This is a genomic window from Mycobacterium paraense (genome assembly GCF_002101815.1).
In the GTDB taxonomy this organism is placed as follows: Bacteria; Actinomycetota; Actinomycetes; order Mycobacteriales; family Mycobacteriaceae; genus Mycobacterium; species Mycobacterium paraense.
On record NZ_LQPM01000036.1, the window covers coordinates 105,503 to 125,974 of the forward strand.

Below are 20,472 nucleotides of genomic sequence, written 5' to 3' on the forward strand. Positions count from 1 at the left end.
TTTGCAGAACGGTGAGCGGAAGGCTGGTGGGGGCGTGCATGGCGGCGGGCTCAGCGGGAATAACTCCGCGGGCGGCTTTGTCGACCATCTTTTGTAGGCCGCCCACGCGCCTCAGACCCAGGGGAGGAACATACGTGCTCTCGTCGAAGGGCTCGACCGACCTCACGAGCGGGACACCGGCGGCGCCGGCCACGCCGGCAGAGCGCACGGACCCTCGTGCGGCGCAAGCGACATTCGTCAGCGTCTTGGCCCTGTTGTTGTCGACGGGTTGGGTCGCCAACCACTTCGTCGCGCTGATGCCCGTGATCAGCGACCGCCAACACCTCGATGCGACCCGGCTCGACGCCATCTTCGCGATCTACGCGCTGGGTTTGCTGCCCGGACTGCTCGTCGGCGGGCGGCTGTCCGATGCGCTGGGGCGTCAGGCGGTGGCGCTCGCGGGCGCGACGGCCACCCTGGTGGGGTCGGTGGCGATGCTGGTCTCGCAGCAGCCCGATGTGCTGCTGGTGGGTCGTTTGGTCGTCGGAATCGGTGTCGGTCTCTTGATGAGTTCCTGCACCGCATGGGCCTCCGACCTGAAAGGTCCCGCCGGGGCGGGCACCGCCGGAGCGGTGTTGCTCGGCGGCTTCGCCATCGGTCCGTTCGCCGCGGGTCTGATCGCGCGGTACGGACAACCCGGCGTTCGGTGGTCGTTCGCGTTGGCCGCCGCTCTCGTCGTGGCGGCGATGGTCTTCTCGGTCGTGGCGGTACGGCGCGGAAACGCGACCGCACCGACGCCGGCGCACGATTGGGAACCGTCGGCGGCGGCGCGACAAGGAACCGCGTGGGCGCTGGGCTGGGCCATGCCGCTGGCCCCGTGGGTGTTCGCGTCGGCGACGCTGGGATTCATCACCATTCCCGCCCGGGTGCACACCGGGCTGGCGGCGCCCTTGGCCGCGGGCGGCGCCACGCTGATCGTGAACGGCGTCAGCGGAGGAATCCAGGTGCTTGCCCGCGCGCGTCGTTGGGGACCGCAGGCCGGCACCGCGGGCGCGGTGCTGGCCGCGCTCGGCTACGCCGTCACCGCGGTGGCCCCGCCGACCATGTCGCTGCCCCTGGGCCTGTCGGTCTTCTTGATCCTGGGGTGCGCGTCGGGTCTTTGTTTGCGCGACGGCCTGATCGACCTCGAGGCCGCGGCGCCGCGGCGGCTGCGGGGTGCGCTCGTGGGGGCGTTCTACGTGGTGACCTACATCGGCTTCGGGCTGCCCCTTGTGTTGACCACCGTCGGGCCCGCGCCCTCGGCCGCCATCCTTGCCACCATGGCGGTGCTCGCGCTGGCAACAGCCGTGATTCGGGCCGTGCGCCTGCGTCGAGTCGCTCATCGCCGGCACTGAGAACGGGACCGATCAACAGCGGCACATGTTTTGCCGCACGGCACGCGGGTATCGCCCCTGAACGCCATGACCAGACAAGCCTCCCTTGATACCGCGACGCCGAGCGCGCGGGACTTCGGCGAGGGAGGCGACGAATCACCGGTTGCGGCAAGCCGATTGTCGCTGCGCCGGATACCGCTCGAGATCCGCAAGGCCGCGGCGGTGATGGCCATCGCACTGGTCATGACGTCGACGTTCGCCGCGGCCTACACCGTTGCGCTGGGCAGGCCCGCTCCGCGGCAGCTCCCGATCGGCGTCGTCGGCCCGGCGTCCGTGACGGGCCCCATCGTCGCCGGGATGCAGCAGGGCCGGCACGAATTCGAGGTGCGCACCTATCCGTCGCGGGAGGCGGCCATCGCGGCCGTCGATCGCCAAACGATCACCGCGGTCGTCGACGCCACCGCGACGCCGCCCCAGCTGCTGTTGTCCAGTGCCAGCGGCGCTTCGGCGGTCCGGGTCTTGACGCAATTGGACGAGCCCGCGCCCGGGCGCTACCTGCTGCCGATCCAGGACCTTCACCCCCTGCCGCCCTCCGACCCGTCGGGGCTGGCCACGTTCTACGTGACGATCGCGGCGACGATCCTGGGGTTCGTCACCATGTTTCAGTTGCGCGCCAACGTCAAGACGTTGACGCTGCGCCGCTGGCTGGGTTGCGTGGCCATCCTGGCGGTCGTCGGCGGCGCGGCACTGGCCTCGGTCGCCGGGCCGATGCTGGGCGCGCTGCACACACCGTTCGCCGAACTGTGGCTACTGATCTCGCTGCAGGTTGCGATTGCGGCCCTGTTCAACTCGACCATGCTGGTGTTGATCCATCGATGGGCGATCATCCCGACCTGGGGCGTGTTCATCCTGCTCGGCAACACCTCGTCGGGTGGCGCCGTCTCGGCTTCCCTGCTGCCGCAACCGTTCGCGGTCCTCAATCACGCGCTGGCGAGCGGCGCCACGGTGTCCGCCATCCACACTGCGACGTACTTTCCCCACAACCAGCGGGCGCTGCCGTTTATCGTTCTGGCCGCGTGGTTTTCGGTCACATTGATCGGGCTGGTGACCTGCTCTCGCGCGTTGGGGCGGTCGCCGGCCGAATGATCACAGCAATTCGCGCAGCGTCTCGATCATCTTGACCCGCTCGGCGGGCGTCCCGGCGAGCGGTGCCACGTTCAAGGTGGTCACCCCCGCTTCCCGATAAGCCGCCAAACGTTCCTTGACGAACTCGCGCGAACCGATCAGGTTGACGTCGCGCACCAGCTCGTCGGGCACCACCTTGGCCGCGCCGTCCTTGTCGCCGGACAGGTAGAGCTCCTGGATCCGGTCGGCTTGCGGGCCATAACCGTACTTGGTGGCCAGGGTGTGATAGAAGTTCTTGCCCTTGGCACCCATCCCGCCGATGTAGAGCGCCAGGTGCGGCTTGACGAATTCGCGTAGTGGCTCGACGTTTTCGCCGATGGCCAGGACCGGTCCCGCGTAGATGTCGAGCTCACCCAGCGCAGGGTCGCGCTTGGCCTGGCCCGCAGCCAGCGCCTCGCCCCAGACGTCGCGCGCTTTCTCCGGCAGGAAAAAGATAGGTTGCCAGCCCTCCGCGATCTCGGCGGCCAGCTCGACGTTCTTGGGCCCCAACGCCGCGACCAGGATCGGGATGCGCTCTCGGACAGGGCGATTGATGAGTTTGAGCGGCTTGCCGAGGCCGGTGCCGTGCCCGGCGGGCAGCGGGATCACGTAGTGCTTGCCCTGGTGTTCCAGGGTCTCGCGCCGCCACACCCGCCGGCAGATTTCGATGACCTCGCGGGTGCGTGCGATCGGGGCGTCGTAGGGCACACCGTGGAAACCCTCGATGACCTGGGGGCCGGAGGCGCCCAGACCGAGCGTGAAGCGGCCGTCGGACACGTAGTCGAGGCCGGCCGCGGTCATCGCGGTCAGCGTCGGCGTGCGGGTGTAGAGCTGCAAGATGCCCGAGGCCAGCTGAACCCGTTCGGTGCTCGCCGCCAGGTAGCCCAGCGCGCTCACCGCGTCGAACGAATACGCCTCGGGGACAAAGACAATGTCCAAGCCGGCGCGTTCCAGGTCGGCCACTTCGGCGGCGACGTCCTTGAACCCGCCCGCGTAATTGATTCCCAATCCGATCCGCATGGTCAGGATCCCTTCGCGACGGCGAACTGGTCGGCGAGTTCGACGGCCTCTTGCTGGATCCGCTCGAACTGGGCGCCCATCGCGTTCGACAGGGCCGTCGCACCCGACAGCGGCCGCACCATCACCATGAACTCGTCGATGAGGCCGTCGTCGTCGAAGTGCAGGAAGTCGCAACCGGTGATCTTCACACCCGGCGCCCCCGCTACCGCGGTCTCGAACACGAACGCATGGTCGCGGCCGTTGGCGTCGGCGATCTCGCGGATGTAGCGGAAGTCCTCGAAGACCCGCAACACGCCGCGCAGGATCGCCGCGGTTATCGGCTTGCCCACATAGGGCTTGAACGCGACCGGGCTGATGAACACCACATTGTCGGCCAGCATCGCCTGGATGGCGCCCTCATCCCGTTCCTCGACCGCCTTCCGAAAGGGATGCGTGGCAACCACCGAGACACCTGCCTTAGTCAATTTATTGAGTAGGTGGGGTTGACGGTAGCCGCCGTCCGCCGTCGCGTCGATGTGCGGTTAGTCACTTTTTTGAGTATTCGCATTGTTAAGCTGGTCGCCGTGTCGCTGCGTGACGCGGTGCTGGCCGCGCTCCTCGATGGTGAGGCCTCCGGATACGACCTCGCCAAGCGTTTCGACGCCTCGGTCGCCAACTTCTGGATGGCCACCCCGCAGCAGCTCTACCGCGAACTCGACCGCCTTGCCGAGCACGGGTTGATCCGGGCGCGCGTGGTGCAGCAGGAACGCCGGCCCAACAAGCGGATGTTCTCGCTGACCGAGTCGGGGCACGACGCGATCCGGGAGTTCACCGCCCGGGCGCCGAAGCCCTCGGTGATCCGCGATGATCTCGCGGTCAAGCTGCTGGCCGCCGATGCCGGCGACGCGCGGGCCGTCCGTGACTTCATGGCGGAGCGACTGCAGCGAGCGAAGGTCAAGCTGCAACGCTACGAGCGGATGCGCGCCCGGATGCTCGACGGCCGCGGCGAGAAGGAGTACCTCGCCCGCAACGAACGAGTGGGCCCCTACCTGACGCTGCTGCGCGGAATATCGTTCGAGGAGGAGAACATCCGATGGGCGGAGCGTGCGCTGCGGATTCTCGACGGCCGCCTCTCGGCGCACTAAATCGTGGTGTCCACCGCATCGCCCGGGTACTGCCGGCCGATCAGCTCGTCCTGACCCACCTCCGGGACGTTCCCGTCGCCATCGGCCGCCGCGCGCTTGGTCGGCTTCTTCTTCGACGGCTTCTGGGGTGCCGACCCGTCCGGGCTCCCCGAGGGCCGGTGACCGTTGTGCGTCGCCAGCCCGACCGACGCGCTGACCATCTCGATGGCCTTCTCGGTGTACACGCGATAGCCGAAATTCGGCAGGTAGCCATGGATTTCGGGGGTATCGAGGTCGCGCATGAACTGCAGGATCTCCCGGCTGAACACCTGACCCGGAACCAACACCGGAAATCCCGGCGGATACGGCGTGACATACGTCGCCGAGACAATGTCGGCTCCAGCGTCCAGCCGTTCGAGGATCTGCTCGCCCATCAGGTATTCGCAGTTGGTGTCGTCGTAGGAGAGGTAGAACGCTCGTCGGACATCGCCTTCGGGCGTCGCCTCGCTGCCGCCGTGATCCAGGAACGCCGGGTGGAACCCGCTGAAATCGGGTAGGGGCAAGGACATTTCGGTCAGCCGATAGACCGCCTGCGCGAAGTGTTGGCGCTCGCCGAGGCTCATCTCGGAAATGTTCTGGTCCAGCTCGCGGGCGATGTTGACGAGCACTTCCACCAGGAACGCGACCGAGCTGCGCGTGGTGCCGATGTTGGTCATGAACAGCACGCTGTTACGCGACGTCTTGTTGATCTGAATCCCGTAGCGGTCCATCAACTGTTGGCGTTTGAACGTGTCCCCGTCGTAGCCCGTGGGGCCGATGAACAGCGTGATTCGGGACGGATCGAGCACGAACTCGTCCTGCTCCCAGGCCGCCATCATGTTGCGCAGGCCCGAGCGCAGCGGCTGCGCGATGGCCGAAGGCCGGAACTCCTCCGGGATCAGATCGGACGTGCGCAGGCACCGCATGTACTTGCTGAGCAGCGGGTGATTGTCGATCGCGTCGCGCAGCTGCATCGCGTTTTCGATCTGCCGCTGCACCAGCTCCACGCCTTCCAACGCCACCTGCCGGCGGCCGAGGTCCAGCGACGCGAGGATCTGGTAGTTGGGCGAGGTCGAGGTGTGCGCCATGTAGGCCTCGTGGAACGGCTCGGCGACCTTCTGGTCGAAGTCCTGATCGAAGACGTGGATCATCGAGCCCTGCCGCAACGCGGTCAGCGTCTTGTGCGTCGACTGGGTGGCATACACCCGCACCCGCGCGCGGGCCGGGTCGGGAACGAGGCGGCGCTCCAGCAGGTCGTCGTCGCCGGCCGGGTCGGCGGCCAGCTGCTCCTCGAAGCGGCGCTGGTAGTCGGGATCGGCCAGCCGCTCCCGCAGCGCCCGCGCCGACGCCATCGCGGTGCGCTCACGGTAGACGGGGTGGAAGCGGGCGAACGCGAACCACGCCTCGTCCCACAGGAACACCAGGTCGGGCTTGATGGCCAGGCATTCCTCCATGACCCGCTCGACGTCGTAGACGATGCCGTCGAAGGTGCAGTTGGTCAGCGACATCATCTTGACGCGGTCGAGCTTGCCGGCGCGCTTGAGCGCCAACAACTTCGACTTGATCTCGCGCAACGGCACCGCGCCGTACATCGAGTAGTCGTTGAGCGGATACGCCTCGAGGTAGACCACGTTCGCGCCGGCGAGCATCATCCCGTAGTGGTGCGACTGGTGGCAGTTGCGGTCCAGCAGCACGATGTCGCCCGGCGCCACCAGCGCCTGGGTCACGATCTTGTTCGCGGTCGACGTTCCGTTGGTGACGAAGTAGGTGTGCCGGGAGCCGTAGGCCTCGGCCGCGAGCTGCTGGGCTTCGCGCAGCGGCCCGGTCGGCTCGAGCAGCGAGTCGAGCCCGCCGCACGTCGCCGACGTCTCGGCCATGAACACGTCCAGGCCGTAAAAGCCGACCATGTCCCTGATCCAGTGCGAGTTGACGATCGACTTGCCCTGCGAAATCGGCAGGGCGTGAAAGACACCCGTGGGCCGGTGGCTGTACTGCTTGAGCGCGCTGAAGAACGGCGTGCGGTAGCGCGCCGCCACGCCCTGCAGGATCGACAGGTGCAGCTCGAGCATGCCTTCGCGAGCGTGGAAGACCCGGCGGAAGTACTGGCCGAGCCGCCCGGCGATGTCCTCCACCTCGATCTCGGTCATCAGATACAGGTCGAGCTCGGGCCGCAATTTCGCCAGCGACACCGCGAGGATCTGCGCGCGCTCCTCGGGCGACTGGTGATCCGCCAGCTCGTGCGACACCCCCGTGTCGACGAACTCCGCCAGCGCCGACAGGTCCCGGGTCGACTGGTGCGAGAAGCGCCGCCGGATCACCACCGCCTGCAGGTTGACGTTGAGCCGCGCCGCGATCAGCGCCTCGTCACCGCTGGACACCACGACCAGCTCGTAGACGAACTCGTCGTCGGGGCGGCGCCACTTGCGGACCTCGTTGCGCAGCGCCCGTTCCTGGTCTTCGGTCATCTTCTCGACGACGAGCACCTCGAAATAGGGGCGGTCACGCTGGGTGGCCGGTTGATGCTCGGCGAGCTGGCGCGGATCGGACGGGAACATGTCCAGGTCGTCGGATCCGGCGTTCTCGACGTCGCCCGAGCGGTACGACTCCGTGGTCAGCGCGCGGTTGATCTGGACCAGCGCCTGCGCGAACTTGTCGTAGCTGCCCGCGGCGAAAAGCCTTTGGACGCGCGCGAATTGGGGTGATCCGGGATAGGCCCAGTAGGGCTCGAGGGCGCTCAGGCGGGTGAGCAGCTCCTGACAGGTGTTGATGCACTTCGCCTTCAGCTCACCCTCGGTGGTCGGGCGGGTCAGCCGATCGGCGGCCTCCTCCAGCCGGCACCATGAGTCGCTGCGGACCTGCCACAGGCTGTTGTAAGCGCGCAAGTGTTCCGTCATGGCCGCCCTTCCTTGGTTCGCGGCGACTCCTGGTCGCGGAGCGTCGGTCAAGGCTTGCAGACCCAATCCGCCCGCCGGTTGCCCGCGGGCAAACACTGCGCGTCCGTCGGGTGACAGGCCGGCCAGACGGCGGTAACGGGGGGCGGCCGGCGCGGCCTGCATCGGTTTAGCGGCGCCGGCCACGGGTAGGCCGCTGAAGACGCATTGTTCAGGCGACCGAAGGAGGATAACCATGGCGACAGGTGAAACCGGCTTCGACGATGTGACCTATGACCTCGTCTCGGTGCAATACCACTCGCTGAAGGCCGGGCACGACTACGGGCAGTATGTGCGGGACGCGAAAAACGCCGGGCTCGACGACGTCGCGTCGTTCTTCGAAGACGTGATGGCCGAGGATTCCAAGCGCGCGCAGCGGTGCCACGAGCTGCTCGTCCAGCTGACCAAGTAGCACAACGAGATTGGCTGCCGGGCGCGGGCGGGGCCGCGGCCAAGGCCCCCGCCATCGGCTACCGTCGATGGCATGACTGAAGTTTCCGCAACCGACCGAATCGACGACGTCGCCGCCGGCGACATCATCACCGTCGACCGCGGCGCCGGCGAGCAGCCGTACAAGGTGGTCTTCAAGGACTTCACCGACGGCCGATACGTCGTCACGCTTGAGGGCGGCGGTGAGACCTTCCAGCTCGACCTGGCGCCCGGCACCACCGTCACGAGGTCGCTGGCGTCGAAATGGGAATCGGCGCAGAGCCCCACGCCCCGCTCGGAGAGTTGAGCCGGCGTCACGCTGTCGCGGGTTGACTGGTTCTGCCAGCATGGAGACCGCGGCCGCGGATCCGCAGCGGCCGGGTAGCGCTCGGAAACGCGGGAGTTCGAATGGCTGACATCACCACCTTGATCCGCGCCGACCACGACTGGTTTCGCCAACAGTTCGCCAGGCTGGACTCGCTGCGCGGGCAGGAACCTGTCAGCGACGCCGCACTCGAGGGCGTCTGGCGTCCGCTCGCCGACAAGCTCGACGTACACGCCTATATCGAGGAGAAGATCTTCTACCCGCAGCTGCTGAAGCGCGGGACCGACGATCCCGAAGGCGAGACGCTCGATGCGATCGGTGATCACAACGACATCCGCGACGGAGTGCGCGACGCCGACGCGACACAGGTCGGCACCGAGGAGTGGTGGGCGGCTGTCGCACGCACCCGGTCGGCCAATGACGACCACATGGGCGAGGAGGAACGCGACGGGTTGCCGGACTTCCGGCGCAGCGCCCCGATCGGCCTTCGCGAGGCGCTCGGGCGGCAATACAGCGAGTTCATGGCCGAGCATCCCACCACCGAGGGGTTGCCGATCGTCGACCGCGACCCCGAGCGCTACGTCGAGGACGTCGAGGGCAAGTCCGCCTTACGCCGCGCGGACTTCTCGCTTCGGATCGGCAGCCTGAAAGGCCAATGAGCCGTGGCGAGCACCGATACCGACGTCGTGGCGATCACGCAGCTGCTCAACCTCTACGGGTTCGCCGTGGACAGCCAGCGCTGGCAGTTGTTCGACTCGATCTTCACCACCGATGTGGTGGCGGACTACGGGGCCTCGTCGCAGTGGAAGGATCTCGCGCGGTTCAAGGCGGACTTCGCCGCCTATCACGAGCCGTTCGATGCCACCCAGCACACCATCTCGACGCATGTGGTCCGCGCCGAGGGCGACGTCGCGCACAGCTTCTGCAACGGCGGCTGGCGGCTGGTGCGCAAGGCCGCCGACGCCGGCCCCTATTGGGACGGGATGGGCTGGTATGACGACTCGTGGCGGCGCACGCCCGCCGGCTGGCGAATCACCCGGCGGACGTGCCGCATCGCCTGGTGGACCGGCAACCCGTTCGTCAACGAGACGATCCCCGCGGTGAGGTTCGACCTGACCACCACCGCCCTGCGCCGCGAAGCGGCCGCCGGGCGGGTCGGAGTCCTCGGGCCCGCGCCGGGTGGTTAACTGCGACGGTGCGCAGAGAACCGGGATTGGCGCGACGCTTCTTCGATCGATTCGAGCCGGTGCACGCGGTGACGTACTTCGCGCCGGAGGCGCGGGCGGCCTTGGACGGGCTGGGTTACCGGGGCTTCTGGATGGGCTACTTCGCCGCACGATCGGCGCCGCTCGGCGTGGTGCCGCGCGAGGTCGTGACCGCGGCCTTCTATAACTTCGCGCCGGAGCGGGTCGCCAAGGCACTCCCGACGGCGTGGGAGATCGCCGGTCCGGAGGCCGCGCTGCGCGCCCGGCAGGAATCGGCCGTCGCCGCGCTGCGCCGCTACGGCGTCGAGGCGGACGAAAATGTCGCCGTGGCAGCGGAATTGGCGGGCCGCGCGGCGCGCGAGGCGCCGCTCGACGGGCGGCCGCTGTTCGCCGCGAATCTGGCGTTGCCCTGGCCGGAGGACCCGCTCGCCTCCCTGTGGCACGCGGCCACGCTGTTGCGCGAACAGCGCGGCGACGGGCACGTCGCGGTGCTGGCCGCGGCCGGCATCTCGGGCCGGGAATCGAACGTCTTGCATGCCGCGGCGGGCCGGGTCCAGCGCGACTACATCGCCCGCACCCGCGACTACGACGAGGCGGCGTGGCGGCATCACGAGCAACGGCTGGCCGAGCGCGGTCTGCTCGACGACGACGGCTCGCTGACGGCGGCCGGCCGCCGATTGAAGGACCACATCGAAACGAGCACCGACACGCTCGCCCTGTCGGCGCTCGACGCGCTCAGCGACGACGACGTGGAGACGTTGTTCCAGGCGCTGACCCCGGTCACCCGGTCGGTGGTTGCCGGCGGCGATATCCCCGCCGCTACCCCGATGAGCCTGCGCCGCGACGACTTAGACGACGGCAGCGCGCATCTGGCCGGCGGCTAGCGCGCAGCTATCGGGCGCTGACCGGTTGTGCCGCAACGTGATCCATCGGTGATCCGTTGCCGTTGGTCACGTCGCGGTCGGCCACGGCGGTAGCCAGTGCCCTACCGTTCCTGATCGTCCCGATGATGTCCACGTGGTCGTTGACCGCGAAATGTGCAGCGGCGGCTGCGGATCGGGCGCCGTTGGTGATGAAGGCGGTGTTCGGCGTGACGAGATAGGTCTGGGTGTACCCGTCGGCGCTGCGCGCGGTCACCGAGTCGGCGGACACCGCGATCACGGTTCCCTCCTGGCGCACCGGCTGCGAAACGGGGGCCGGCCCCAAGGTCGCTTCTATCGTTGGCTTTTCGGGCTCGGCCGTGTTGGTCACCAGCGCGGTCAGGCACGCTGCGCACACCACCGCACCGGTGATGATCTCGCACACGCCGGCCACGCCCCACATCTTGCGCGGCGGCTTTTCATGCGCCCACGGGGTTTGCTCGGACGGCTCGGTCAAGCGGTGCTTGGCGCCCACGGTCAATCCTTCCTTCGGTTTTGCGCCGACAAGCGTCGGCGGCTACCGAATCAGGTTGTTGCTCGTGGTGTTACCCGCAGCGCTGTGCTGATAAACCGCGCGGGGGCCGTAAGCCCTTGGCGAGGGTGAATTGCGCGACGTCGGTGTAACCCTCGCGGAACAGTTCGGCGCATCCGGTGAGGTACTTCATGTACCGGTCGTACACCTCTTGGGACTGGATCGCGACGGCGTCGTCGCGGCGCGCTTCGAGCGCGGCCGCCCAGGTGTCCAGCGTGCGGGCGTAGTGCAGGCGCAATTGCTGAACCCGCTTGACGGTGAACCCGGCGTTCTCGGCGTGCTGCTCGACGGCCGTGGCGTTGGGCAGGTCCCCGCCCGGGAAGATCTCGTCCATGATGAATTTCATGAACCGCAGCTTGGTCATGGTGATGGGCAGGCCGCGTTCGGCGAACTCCTCGTCGCTGGGCTTGATGATGGTGTGCAGCAGCATCACGCCGTCGGCGGGCAGCGCCTCGTAGGCCATCTTGAAGAAGTCGGAGTAGCGGTCGCGCCCGAAGTGCTCGAAGGCGCCGATCGACACGATGCGATCCACTTTGTCGTCGAACTGCTCCCAGCCCCGCAGCAGCACACGCTTGGTTCGCGCGCTGGGATGCCGGTCGAGCCGTTGTTGCACGTGCGCCTGCTGGTTGCGGCTCAGCGTCAGCCCGACGACGTTGACGTCGTAGCGTTCGAGCGCGCGGACGATCGTCGTGCCCCAGCCGCACCCGATGTCGAGCAGCGTCATGCCCGGTTGCAGACCGAGCTTGCCCAGCGAGAGGTCCACCTTGGCGAGCTGTGCCTCTTCGAGCGTCATGTCGTCGCGTTCGAAGTAGGCGCAGCTGTAGGTCCGCGTCGGGTCCAGGAAAAGCTCGAAGAACTCGTCGGACAGGTCGTAGTGCGCCTGCACGTCCTCGAAGTGCGGCTCCAAGCCGGCGGCTTGGCTCTTTTTCTCGGGCACGGCACAACCCCTGACGTGGACTTTTGCTGGTCTCAGCGGCGTGTGATCTCAACCGCGCGAGTTACTGGGCCATCAGTCTATCCGTCCGGATACCGCGCCACGAATCGTCGGTTTCGCATGCGGAAACCGGCGGCGACGCATTTTCCAGGTGTGGGCGACGCCCGCCGTGGCTAATTGAAGTGAGGAGCCGTGTCGGGTGGACGGTGCGGACCGACGGAATGTGACTGAATCGAAAGGCCGACCATGGAACCGATATCGCCGACCGATGCGCTGTTTCTCATCGGCGAGTCACGCGAGCACCCGATGCATGTGGGCTCGCTTCAGCTCTTCGAGCCACCCGAGGACGCCGGGCCGCATTTCGTCCGCGAGTCCTACCAGGCGATGCTCGAGTGCACCGATGTTCAACCGACTTTCCGTAAGCACCCGGCGTTCTTCGGCGGCCTCACCAACATCGCATGGTCCTTCGACAAGGACGTCGAGCTCGACTACCACCTCCGCCGCTCGGCCCTGCCCGAGCCGGGACGGGTCCGCGACCTGCTCGAGCTGGCATCGCGGCTGCACGGCAGCCTGCTCGACCGCCACCGCCCACTCTGGGAGGCCCACCTCGTCGAGGGACTGCAGGACGGGCGGTACGCGGTCTACACGAAGTACCACCACTCCCTGATGGACGGAGTGTCGGCGCTGCGGCTGGTGCAACGAGCCTTCACCTCCGATCCCGACGACGACGAGGTGCGCGTTCCGTGGGACCTGCCGCCGCGGCAACGTTCGGGGCGCGGGAAGCGGCCGTCGCTGCTCGAACGGGCCGGCCGCACCGCGGGGTCCGCGTTGGCGTTGGCCCCGTCGACGGTGCGGCTCGCGCGGGCCGCGCTGCTCGAACAGCAGCTGACCCTCCCGTTCCGGGCGCCGCGCAGCATGTTCAACGTCCGGATCGGCGGTGCCCGACGGGTGGCCGCCCAGTCCTGGTCGCTGGACCGCATCAAGGCGGTCAAGTCGGCCGCCGGTGTCACCGTCAACGACGTCGTGCTCGCCATGTCCGCCGGGGCGCTGCGCGCCTACCTGATCGAGCAGAACGCCCTGCCGGACGCCCCGCTGACGGCGATGGTTCCGGTCAACCTCCGCAAGGACGACGATGACCGCGGCGGCAACATGGTCGGCACCTTCCTGTGCAACCTGGCGACCGACCTCGACGACCCGGCGCAGCGGCTGGAGACCATCAGCTCGTCGATCCGCGACACCAAAGAGGTGTTTCAGCAGCTGCCCGCGGTGCAACAGCTGGCCTTGTCGGCGTTCAACATCGGTGGGCTGTTCTTCGGGCTGATTCCGGGTTATCTCTCGACGGCGTCGCCGCCGTTCAACATCGTCATCTCGAACGTCTCGACCGGGCCGGCGGAGCCGCTGTATTGGCGTGGCGCCCGGTTGGATGGGAACTACCCGCTGTCGATACCGCTCGACGGGCAGGCGGTCAACATCACCGTCACCAACAACGCCGACAACCTCGACTTCGGTCTGGTCGGCTGCCGTCGCAGCGTCCCGCACCTGCAACGGCTGCTCGGGCATTTGGAGACGTCGCTGAAGGATCTGGAGCGCGCCTTCGGGGCATGAGGCGTCCGCGCACGTGAGACGACGCGGAACGAAACGACTTTCGGTTGCGTCATTCCAGGTGCAAGCAGAATCGGGCGCCGACCGGAGGACCGCACAGATGTCATTCGCGAAAATGCTGGGCGGCTTGGCGATTGCTACCGGTTGCTGCGTGGCTGGTGCCGCGCCGGCGCAAGCCGACCCGGACGCGGTGGGCGCCGACCCGAACCCGTTCGGCACGCTGCGCTGCGACTGCCCGGAGACGGCCCCAGTCGGCAGCGCGCAGCGAAGCAACGAGATAACTCAGGGAATCCGGGAGGGTTTGTCCGCCTGGGTGCCCGGGCTGCCGCAGCCCCGCCGGTGAGCGTCAAACGGTGGTGTCCGCCAAAGGGATTGGATCGACGGCGTAGTTCAGGCACACCGTGGTACCACCGGGGCGCGCGTTGATGGTGCAGTGATCGGCCAACGCGTGCATCAACATGATGCCGCGCGACGCTCGGGGATCGTTGGGCTTCTTCGGCGACGGCCGATGCCAGGTCCCGCGGTCCTTGACGCGCACGCTGACGGATCGCGCGGCGGGATCGTAGCCGGCCTGTAGCTCCATGGTGCCGGCGTCGCGATGCGTGCGGTACGCGTGCTCAACGCAATTCGCGAGCGCTTCGCCGGCGCCCAACAGGATGTTGTCGAGCACATCCGGGGACACGTCGGTGGCCTCGCGCAGCCAAACTCGCAGCGCGCGACGCCATTCGGCCGCCGTTACGGCGTCGGCGGCGCCGGCGCGGGCGAACAGCGCCGGGGTGGCCATCAGCGAATCGGCGGTCATGGAAGATGCATACCCAGTTGTCCTGCGATCGATAACCCGTCCGCATATCGCTTAGGCCACAGATTGTGCTCAGCTGAGATCGCGATCGCAACATCGTGATTCGCGACGGACGGCCCGTTCATGCGGCATCCACGGCTGCGCGCTCCTCCTGCAACCGGTCCTTGCTGCGCAGCAACCGCAGCAGCGTGACCAGACCCAATCCGCCCACGACATTGCCGGCCGCGGTGTAGGTGAACCACCCCAGCCAGTCGAGGTACCCGAACGGCGCGCGACCGGTGATGAGGGCGCCGAAAATCAGCAGCGAGTCGAGGATCGAGTGGAACAGCTGCAGGCCGGCCAGGAGGAACGCCACGGCGATGGCGGCGGCGATCTTGCCGGGCACCGACTCGGTGCCCTGTTGCATCCTCGTCATCAGCGTGATCGCCATGCCACCGAGGACGGAGAGCGCCAGGGTTTGGGGGGACAGCGGCGCCGTGGCGAAATGGGCGCCCGATTCGATCGTCTGCTCGTGCAGCCGGGGGAATGCGGTCATGAGCAGCCACATGATCCCCCAACCGCCGACGAGGTTGGCCAGCAGCGTGCCGCCCCACAACCGGAGCAGCTGCCGGATGCTGGCTCGCTTGGCGGCGACGGTGACCACGGGCACCAGGAAGCCCTCCGTGAACAACTCGCTGTGGCCGAGCAGCAGCGCCAGGAAGCCGATCGAGAACGCCAAACCCGCCAGCAGCGGCTGGTGGGTGGCGCTGAGCACGGACAGGTACGCGAGCACACCCAGCGCAACGTCGGTGCCGCCGAAGAACCCGGTGACCAGGACGCCGCGCCAGGTGCGGTGCATCCGTTGGGTGCCCTCGCTCAGCATTCTGCTGAAGGCGTCCTCGAGCCGGTCCTCGATTGGGCTGTCGTATTCGCCGAGCCGGCGTTGAATCGTCTCACTCATCCTGGGTCCTCACGGCCAGCCGTGGATACCCGCTGATCGACGGCCCACGCCTGCCCAGGGGTGTGACGTTGGTTATAGATGCGGTGACGCGGCGGTTATTCGAGCACGAAGACCGGGATCTGCCTGGCCGTCTTCGTCTGATACTCGCCGTAGGGCGGAAAGGCTTCGACGGCCAGCCGCCACCACTGCTCGCGCTCGGCGCCGTCCAGCTCGCGAGCGGTGAGGGAGACCACCTTGTCGCCGTCCTGCACGGTCACCGCGGGGTTGGCCTTGACGTTGAAGTACCACGCGGGATGGTCGGGAGCGCCGCCCTTGGAGGCCACCATGGCGTAGCGGCCGTCCTTCTCGACGCGCATCAGCGGCACGTACCGCCGTTTCCCGGACTTCGCTCCGGTCGTGGTCACCAAGATGACCGGCCGGTCGAGGATCTCGACGCCTTCGGTCGTGCCTTGTTTCAGGATTCGTTCGGTCTGTTCGCGCACCCAGTCGGTGGGGCTCAGCTCAATCCCGTCAGTCATGGCCTTGCCAACGCCGCCGTGCCGCCTATCCATTCCCGGGCCGGCGTCACCGGCTATCCGGCGGCGCGGCGCACCAACGCCGGATAGTGGCAAACCTGGTTCCCGCCGGCGCGCTTGGCCTCGTACATGGCGGCGTCCGAGGTGCTGATGAGGTCATCGATGAGTTGGGTGTCGGCTTCGGAGCTGTCGAGCGCGACGCCGGACGTGCCGATGCTGGCGGTGATCGGGAAGGGAACCGCGGCGATCGCCTGGCGTAGCCGCTCGGCCATCCGCCTCGGGTTGGGGCTGGTGTCGGTGTCGACGATCACGAACTCCTCGCCGCCCACCCGACCGATCACCGCAGACGGGCTGCAGTTCTCTTCGAGCGCGGTGCCGACCGCGACCAAGGCCTGGTCGCCCACGGCGTGGCCCTGCGTGTCGTTGACCTTCTTGAAGTCGTCCAAGTCGATCACCGCGATGACCAGATATTTGTCCGACGCCCGGCCGTGCAGTGTCAGCAACTCGTGGACCGCGTCGTAGAAAGAGCGCCGGTTGCGCAGGCCGGTGAGGGAATCCCGGTCGGACGTCCGAAGATCCGTGCGCAGCGTATGCACCACGGACTGGATTCCGAACGGCACCCCGATGTTGAGTGCCATGACGGTGATGAGACCGGCGCCGATCAGCGCGGCGTCTCCCGTGGCGAGGATGAATCGGTAGGCCAGCGTCACCGCGCAGACCGTTGCGACGGTGAAATTCGCCAGCACGTAATGGCCGGCGTGGAAGTACGCGATGAAACCCCCGAGCATCGCGAACATGGTGCATCCCATCAACCCCGTGTACGGGTTGGACAACGCCAGACACATCGCGGCGATGGCTGCCGTCGCGCCGAGCGAGAAAAGGATCGACTGTCGTCGCGTGGGCCAGTGCACCAGCCACAGGGTTGCGCCGGCGAATCCGAGCACCGATACGACGACGGAACCCGCCCGGGCGATCGCGGTGTGCGGTCCGGTGGGGCTCCACAGCATCAGCAGCGGCAGCGCCGCCTGCGATGCAGTGAACGCGAAAGTCGCTCTCTGCCAGACGACTTGCAGGCCACGGCCCTTCAGGTAGGCGGTGACCCAGTCATACTGATCGGTTTGCTTCACGAGGCCGCCGTCTTGCCGGAGTCTTATTTGTCACGTGAAGAATTAAAGACCAACCCCGCTGAAGTGCAAACTCGACGGCCTATTGACGGTCTCGTCGGCGTGGGCGCAATACCGGCGTCACCAGTTCCCCGGTGTCGAGATAACTGTCCAGGTTGCGGATCGCGAGCAACGCCATCGCCCTGCGGGTTCGCGCCGTCGCACTGCCGATGTGCGGGAACAACACCACGTTGTCCAGGCTCAACAGCTCGGCGGGCACGTAGGGTTCGTCGGCGAAGACATCCAGCCCCGCTCCTGCCAGCGCGCCGCCCTGCAGCAACTCGACCAGCGCTTCCTGGTCGACGACGCTGCCGCGCGCGATGTTGATCAGGTAGCCCTCGGGACCCAACGCCTCGAGGACCGTGCGGTCGACTAGCCTGCGGGTCCCGCGATCACCCGTCGTGGCGACCACCAGCACATCGACGGACTGGGCAAGCTCCGCCGCCGACTCCGCGTAACGGTACGGACATCCCTCGACCGGGTGGCGGTTGTGATACGCGATGGCACAGTCGAAGCCGAGCAGCCGGGTCGCGATGGCCGAGCCGATCCGACCCAAGCCGAGGATCCCCACCTGCAGGCCGCTCACGTCCCTGCCGTAGGGAAAGCGGCCGCCCCGCGCCCACCGGCCCTCCCGCACGTAGCGGTCGGCGGCGCCAAAACGGCGCAGCGTCATGAGGATCAGGCCCAGTGCCGTATCGGCCACGGAGTCCGACAGCACGTCGGGGGTGTTGCTCACGCCGATCCCGCGGTGTTTGGCGGCGGCCAGGTCGATCGCATCCACGCCGGCCCCGTAGTTAACGATCGCCTCCAGGTTGGGGAGTGCCCCGATGATGCCGGCGTCGACGCCGGGCGGCCCGGAGGTCACCACCACGCGGACGTCGCTCGCGTGTTCGTCCAAGAACCGCGCACGCTCCCCATCCCCGGGAAGCGCTGGGACGTCGTAGCGCAGGGCCAGCTCCTCGGCAAAAGTGGGCTCGAACCTACCGACCCGCAGCACCGCGTTGGTCTTGTTCACCGTCACGCGTCCATCATGACGGCGGCACAGCGCCCGCGCTTGGCTACTCCGGCGGCCGGGGTGGGAACTCGCCGCGGTTGGCGATGGCGTCGCGGTAGGCGTACACCCGGTTCGGGATCGTGCTCAGCGCCGCGATGGTGCGGCCCCCGCGGCCGTAGGCGGCGAGGAACTCCCAGGCGTCGGCATCGCCCTCGACGATCTCGACCGCATCGTAATCCGTTGGCACCCCGAGCATTTGGACCTTGACGTCATACTGATCGGACCAGAAGTAAGGCAACTCGTCGTGGGGCTCGGCGCGGTCGGGGCCCGCCAGCAGCGTCCTGGCCGCGGCCTCACCCTGACGCCCGGCGTCATCCCAGTGTTCGGTGCGCAGGTGCCGCTCGTAGAGCGGGTGCCACCAGCGCGCGACGTCACCGGCGGCGACGACGGCGGCGCCTCCGGTGTCGCCCTCCGCCGCGCCCGTGCCGTCGCAGACCACCCCGTCGTCCACGCGCAGCCCCGATCCGTCGAGCCAGTCGGTCACCGGAGTGACACCCAGGCCGACGATGACGACGTCGGCCGGGACCCGCGAACCGTCGGTCAGCTGAACCGCCTCAACGCGGCCGTTGCCGACGATCGAGTCGACGCCTACCCCGACCCGCACGTCCACGCCGTGCTGTCGGTGCAACTCGGCCCAGCGCGGCGCCAGCTCCTTGCCCAAGGCCGCCAGCAGCGGGCTGTTTGCCTTCTCGATCAGCACGACCTCCAGCCCGATCGATCGGCAGCTGGCCGCCACCTCGGCGCCGATGAATCCGCCGCCGACCACGACGACTCGCGGCCGCGACCCCAGCCGTTCCCGGATGGCCAGGCAGTCGTCGACGGTGCGGAGCGTCAGCACCCCCTCCGGGACCGGACCCGGCCATTGGCGCGGCGTCGCGCCGCTGGCGATCACCAGCCCATCGAATTGCAGTGCCAGATCCTGGTTTTCGTCGCGCAGGTGGACGGTGCGCGAGGACAAGTCCAGCTTGATCGCCGACGCACCGCGCAACACCCGAGCCTCCAGCTCGAATTGCGGCGCGAGGTCGACGCCGGCGCGGTGCACCTGGCCGGTGAGCAGCTTCTTGGAGAGCGGCGGCCGGTGGTACGGGGCGTGCCGTTCGGCGCCCACGATGGTCAGGTCTCCGTCATAGCCATCCTGGCGCAGCGCCTCGGCCGCGCGCGTGCCCGCCACGCCGGCGCCGACGACGACAACCTGCCTTAGTTGACGGCTCGGCATCGGCTCACTCCTTCACCGTGATCGCCTGGGTGGGGCAGGACACCTCGGCGCCGATCAACTGCTGGCGCAACTCCTCGGATGGCTCCTCCTGGAGCACGTGCAGCCCGTCTTCTCGTACGTCGAACACCTCGTGGCAGATGCTCATGCACACGCCGTTGCCATCGCAGGTGTCAAGATCAACCGAAACCTTCATCGAACCTCGACCTTTCGTGCGCCGTTGCTTGACGTCTCGATGCCACGGGTCTGATCCGGTGACTTTTCTTTGGACCCCGCTCGCTCGCGGGCGGCCTTCGCCACCGGCGAGTAGTTCAGGTAGTCGACCGCCATCTGGGTGGACGCCTCGTCATTCGGATGGTGGCTCGGCCGCAGATACCGGACCGGCGTCGTCACCATGAGCTTCCACGGGCCGGGCAACCGGTACTCGCGGGCCGCCCAGAGCCAGTCCCGCCAGCGCCACTTTTGGTCGATGGTCGGGTCTTGGGCCATCAGGTAGCGGGCGCCCGCGACCCACCAGGCGATGAACAGCGGCGTCGTGAAGAACATCGAGAACGCCCTGATCCAGTAGTTGCCGCTGACGTGTTGGAAGACGTCGTACACCAGCGAGCGGTGCTCGACCTCCTCGGCGCCGTGCCAGCGCAACAGGTCGAGCATCATGGGGTCGGCCTTCGCATAGTCGAGGCCCCGGTTCGACAGCACCCACTGGCCCAACATTGCGGTGTAGTGCTCCAACGCGGCCACATCGGCCAGCCGGCGATACAGCCACCACCGCTTCATGGCCGGCGGAAACCACCTGGGGGCGTCGCCCAGCGTTATCGACAACAGCCTTCCGAGCCGATCGGTGTACGGCTTGGTGTCGATGCCCTGCTCGGCCAGGTGGTCGAGCACGATCTGGTGCGCCCACGCGTGCCAGGACTCCTGCTGGATGAACGGCTTGATCGCCGCTTCCAACTCGGGGTCATCGACCAGCGACGAAGCCTCGAGGACCGCCTTGATGAAATGCCGCTCCCCCTCGGGCAGCAGCAGGTGCAGGACGTTGATCATGTGGGTCGAGAACGGGTCGCCGGGGACCCAGTGCAGCGGGGTTTCCGACCAGTCGAAGCGGACCATCCGGCGGTACTTCGGATGCCCCTCCCGATGAAGTTGGACTTCTGGCATCAGATGCTCCTCCCGCCGACGGGCCGTCGGCCGTCGGCCTCCCTTTTCGAATTGCGGGAGCGGTCGATCCAAGGC

23 protein-coding genes are annotated in these 20,472 nt (G+C 67.7%); 10 read left to right on the forward strand and 13 right to left on the reverse strand.

Annotated features, from left to right (window positions below; translation table 11 throughout):
* The first annotated feature begins 134 nt into the window (after positions 1-134).
* Together AWB89_RS23725 and AWB89_RS23730 are read left to right on the forward strand one after the other, a co-directional pair.
* Positions 135-1,373 (forward strand): MFS transporter, encoded by a 1,239-nt coding sequence (locus AWB89_RS23725; RefSeq protein WP_241520583.1) that lies wholly within the window; start codon positions 135-137, stop codon positions 1,371-1,373.
* A 66-nt stretch (positions 1,374-1,439) separates the two neighbouring features.
* Positions 1,440-2,498, forward strand: coding sequence for a DUF3533 domain-containing protein (locus tag AWB89_RS23730; protein ID WP_241519356.1), 1,059 nt, complete (start codon positions 1,440-1,442; stop codon positions 2,496-2,498).
* Here the strand turns inward: AWB89_RS23730 and AWB89_RS23735 are convergent, their stop codons facing one another.
* Both AWB89_RS23735 and AWB89_RS23740 read right to left on the reverse strand, forming a co-directional pair.
* On the reverse strand, positions 2,499-3,536 hold the full coding sequence (locus AWB89_RS23735; protein ID WP_085097910.1) for an LLM class F420-dependent oxidoreductase: 1,038 nt from the start codon (positions 3,534-3,536) through the stop codon (positions 2,499-2,501). It abuts the gene before it with no gap.
* Positions 3,537-3,538: 2 nt separating this feature from the next.
* Positions 3,539-3,979: a nuclear transport factor 2 family protein gene (locus AWB89_RS23740; RefSeq protein WP_263993556.1), complete on the reverse strand. Its 441-nt coding sequence runs from the start codon at positions 3,977-3,979 to the stop codon at positions 3,539-3,541.
* Between the two features lie 120 nt (positions 3,980-4,099).
* Here AWB89_RS23740 and AWB89_RS23745 point away from each other — a divergent pair, with 120 nt between their 5' ends.
* The gene (locus tag AWB89_RS23745; RefSeq protein ID WP_085097906.1) at positions 4,100-4,660 is read left to right on the forward strand and encodes a PadR family transcriptional regulator; all 561 of its coding nucleotides are present in this window, start codon (positions 4,100-4,102) and stop codon (positions 4,658-4,660) included.
* On the opposite strand, the gene AWB89_RS23750 is transcribed toward AWB89_RS23745, so the two are convergent.
* Positions 4,657-7,572: an aminotransferase class I/II-fold pyridoxal phosphate-dependent enzyme gene (locus tag AWB89_RS23750; protein WP_085176983.1), complete on the reverse strand. Its 2,916-nt coding sequence runs from the start codon at positions 7,570-7,572 to the stop codon at positions 4,657-4,659. The genes AWB89_RS23745 and AWB89_RS23750 overlap by 4 nt on opposite strands.
* 232 nt (positions 7,573-7,804) lie before the next feature.
* Between AWB89_RS23750 and AWB89_RS23755 the strand changes: the two genes are divergently transcribed.
* The 5 genes from AWB89_RS23755 to AWB89_RS23775 all read left to right on the forward strand — a co-directional run bounded on the left by AWB89_RS23755 (position 7,805) and on the right by AWB89_RS23775 (position 10,451).
* A complete protein-coding gene (locus AWB89_RS23755; RefSeq protein ID WP_085097901.1) occupies positions 7,805-8,020 on the forward strand; it encodes an acyl carrier protein in 216 nt (71 codons plus the stop codon).
* Positions 8,021-8,092: 72 nt separating this feature from the next.
* A complete protein-coding gene (locus tag AWB89_RS23760; protein ID WP_085097898.1) occupies positions 8,093-8,344 on the forward strand; it encodes a hypothetical protein in 252 nt (83 codons plus the stop codon).
* A 101-nt stretch (positions 8,345-8,445) separates the two neighbouring features.
* A complete protein-coding gene (locus AWB89_RS23765) occupies positions 8,446-9,021 on the forward strand; it encodes a hemerythrin domain-containing protein (RefSeq protein ID WP_085176985.1) in 576 nt (191 codons plus the stop codon).
* A 3-nt stretch (positions 9,022-9,024) separates the two neighbouring features.
* Entirely contained in the window at positions 9,025-9,549 is a 525-nt protein-coding gene (locus AWB89_RS23770) for a nuclear transport factor 2 family protein (RefSeq protein ID WP_085176987.1), read from the forward strand.
* 8 nt (positions 9,550-9,557) lie between these two features.
* Complete coding sequence (locus AWB89_RS23775) at positions 9,558-10,451, forward strand: SCO6745 family protein (RefSeq protein ID WP_085176989.1); 894 nt, start codon at positions 9,558-9,560, stop codon at positions 10,449-10,451.
* Between the two features lie 7 nt (positions 10,452-10,458).
* On the opposite strand, the gene AWB89_RS23780 is transcribed toward AWB89_RS23775, so the two are convergent.
* Both AWB89_RS23780 and AWB89_RS23785 read right to left on the reverse strand, forming a co-directional pair.
* The gene (locus AWB89_RS23780) at positions 10,459-10,962 is read right to left on the reverse strand and encodes a hypothetical protein (RefSeq protein WP_085176991.1); all 504 of its coding nucleotides are present in this window, start codon (positions 10,960-10,962) and stop codon (positions 10,459-10,461) included.
* Between the two features lie 70 nt (positions 10,963-11,032).
* Positions 11,033-11,956, reverse strand: coding sequence for a cyclopropane mycolic acid synthase family methyltransferase (locus tag AWB89_RS23785; protein ID WP_085176993.1), 924 nt, complete (start codon positions 11,954-11,956; stop codon positions 11,033-11,035).
* 243 nt (positions 11,957-12,199) lie between these two features.
* On the opposite strand from AWB89_RS23785, the gene AWB89_RS23790 reads away from it, so the two are divergent.
* Together AWB89_RS23790 and AWB89_RS23795 are read left to right on the forward strand one after the other, a co-directional pair.
* Positions 12,200-13,558 carry a WS/DGAT/MGAT family O-acyltransferase gene (locus AWB89_RS23790; RefSeq protein WP_085176995.1) on the forward strand — a complete coding sequence of 453 codons (1,359 nt, stop codon included), beginning with the start codon at positions 12,200-12,202 and terminating at the stop codon, positions 13,556-13,558.
* A gap of 148 nt (positions 13,559-13,706) precedes the next feature.
* The gene (locus AWB89_RS23795) at positions 13,707-13,898 is read left to right on the forward strand and encodes a hypothetical protein (protein ID WP_241520584.1); all 192 of its coding nucleotides are present in this window, start codon (positions 13,707-13,709) and stop codon (positions 13,896-13,898) included.
* Positions 13,899-13,901: 3 nt separating this feature from the next.
* Here the strand turns inward: AWB89_RS23795 and AWB89_RS23800 are convergent, their stop codons facing one another.
* The 8 genes from AWB89_RS23800 to AWB89_RS23835 form a co-directional block, all read right to left on the reverse strand.
* Positions 13,902-14,357, reverse strand: coding sequence for an ATP-binding protein (locus AWB89_RS23800; RefSeq protein WP_241519355.1), 456 nt, complete (start codon positions 14,355-14,357; stop codon positions 13,902-13,904).
* 118 nt (positions 14,358-14,475) lie between these two features.
* Positions 14,476-15,294, reverse strand: coding sequence for a formate/nitrite transporter family protein (locus AWB89_RS23805; RefSeq protein ID WP_085097876.1), 819 nt, complete (start codon positions 15,292-15,294; stop codon positions 14,476-14,478).
* Positions 15,295-15,389: 95 nt separating this feature from the next.
* On the reverse strand, positions 15,390-15,812 hold the full coding sequence (locus AWB89_RS23810; protein WP_085177001.1) for a nitroreductase family deazaflavin-dependent oxidoreductase: 423 nt from the start codon (positions 15,810-15,812) through the stop codon (positions 15,390-15,392).
* A gap of 53 nt (positions 15,813-15,865) precedes the next feature.
* Positions 15,866-16,936: a GGDEF domain-containing protein gene (locus AWB89_RS23815; protein WP_085097870.1), complete on the reverse strand. Its 1,071-nt coding sequence runs from the start codon at positions 16,934-16,936 to the stop codon at positions 15,866-15,868.
* 79 nt (positions 16,937-17,015) lie between these two features.
* On the reverse strand, positions 17,016-17,993 hold the full coding sequence (locus tag AWB89_RS23820; protein WP_085097866.1) for a 2-hydroxyacid dehydrogenase: 978 nt from the start codon (positions 17,991-17,993) through the stop codon (positions 17,016-17,018).
* Between the two features lie 37 nt (positions 17,994-18,030).
* Positions 18,031-19,242, reverse strand: a complete 1,212-nt coding sequence (locus tag AWB89_RS23825) for an NAD(P)/FAD-dependent oxidoreductase (protein ID WP_085097862.1) — start codon at positions 19,240-19,242, stop codon at positions 18,031-18,033.
* A gap of 4 nt (positions 19,243-19,246) precedes the next feature.
* Positions 19,247-19,435, reverse strand: a complete 189-nt coding sequence (locus AWB89_RS23830; RefSeq protein WP_066935522.1) for a ferredoxin — start codon at positions 19,433-19,435, stop codon at positions 19,247-19,249.
* Positions 19,432-20,397, reverse strand: a complete 966-nt coding sequence (locus AWB89_RS23835) for a metal-dependent hydrolase (protein ID WP_085177003.1) — start codon at positions 20,395-20,397, stop codon at positions 19,432-19,434. The genes AWB89_RS23830 and AWB89_RS23835 overlap by 4 nt, the downstream gene beginning before the upstream one ends.
* Positions 20,398-20,472 lie beyond the last annotated feature (75 nt).

What these genes read in the sequence shown, in the direction of transcription:
- AWB89_RS23730 (WP_241519356.1), top strand. Translation starts at nt 1,440, where the DNA reads ATGACCAGACAAGCCTCCCTTGATACCGCGACGCCGAGCGCGCGGGAC.
- AWB89_RS23735 (WP_085097910.1), bottom strand. Translation starts at nt 3,536, where the DNA reads ATGCGGATCGGATTGGGAATCAATTACGCGGGCGGGTTCAAGGACGTC.
- AWB89_RS23750 (WP_085176983.1), bottom strand. Translation starts at nt 7,572, where the DNA reads ATGACGGAACACTTGCGCGCTTACAACAGCCTGTGGCAGGTCCGCAGC.
- AWB89_RS23755 (WP_085097901.1), top strand. Translation starts at nt 7,805, where the DNA reads ATGGCGACAGGTGAAACCGGCTTCGACGATGTGACCTATGACCTCGTC.
- AWB89_RS23760 (WP_085097898.1), top strand. Translation starts at nt 8,093, where the DNA reads ATGACTGAAGTTTCCGCAACCGACCGAATCGACGACGTCGCCGCCGGC.
- AWB89_RS23765 (WP_085176985.1), top strand. Translation starts at nt 8,446, where the DNA reads ATGGCTGACATCACCACCTTGATCCGCGCCGACCACGACTGGTTTCGC.
- AWB89_RS23790 (WP_085176995.1), top strand. Translation starts at nt 12,200, where the DNA reads ATGGAACCGATATCGCCGACCGATGCGCTGTTTCTCATCGGCGAGTCA.
- AWB89_RS23800 (WP_241519355.1), bottom strand. Translation starts at nt 14,357, where the DNA reads ATGACCGCCGATTCGCTGATGGCCACCCCGGCGCTGTTCGCCCGCGCC.
- AWB89_RS23805 (WP_085097876.1), bottom strand. Translation starts at nt 15,294, where the DNA reads ATGAGTGAGACGATTCAACGCCGGCTCGGCGAATACGACAGCCCAATC.
- AWB89_RS23810 (WP_085177001.1), bottom strand. Translation starts at nt 15,812, where the DNA reads ATGACTGACGGGATTGAGCTGAGCCCCACCGACTGGGTGCGCGAACAG.
- AWB89_RS23825 (WP_085097862.1), bottom strand. Translation starts at nt 19,242, where the DNA reads ATGCCGAGCCGTCAACTAAGGCAGGTTGTCGTCGTCGGCGCCGGCGTG.
- AWB89_RS23830 (WP_066935522.1), bottom strand. Translation starts at nt 19,435, where the DNA reads ATGAAGGTTTCGGTTGATCTTGACACCTGCGATGGCAACGGCGTGTGC.
- AWB89_RS23835 (WP_085177003.1), bottom strand. Translation starts at nt 20,397, where the DNA reads ATGCCAGAAGTCCAACTTCATCGGGAGGGGCATCCGAAGTACCGCCGG.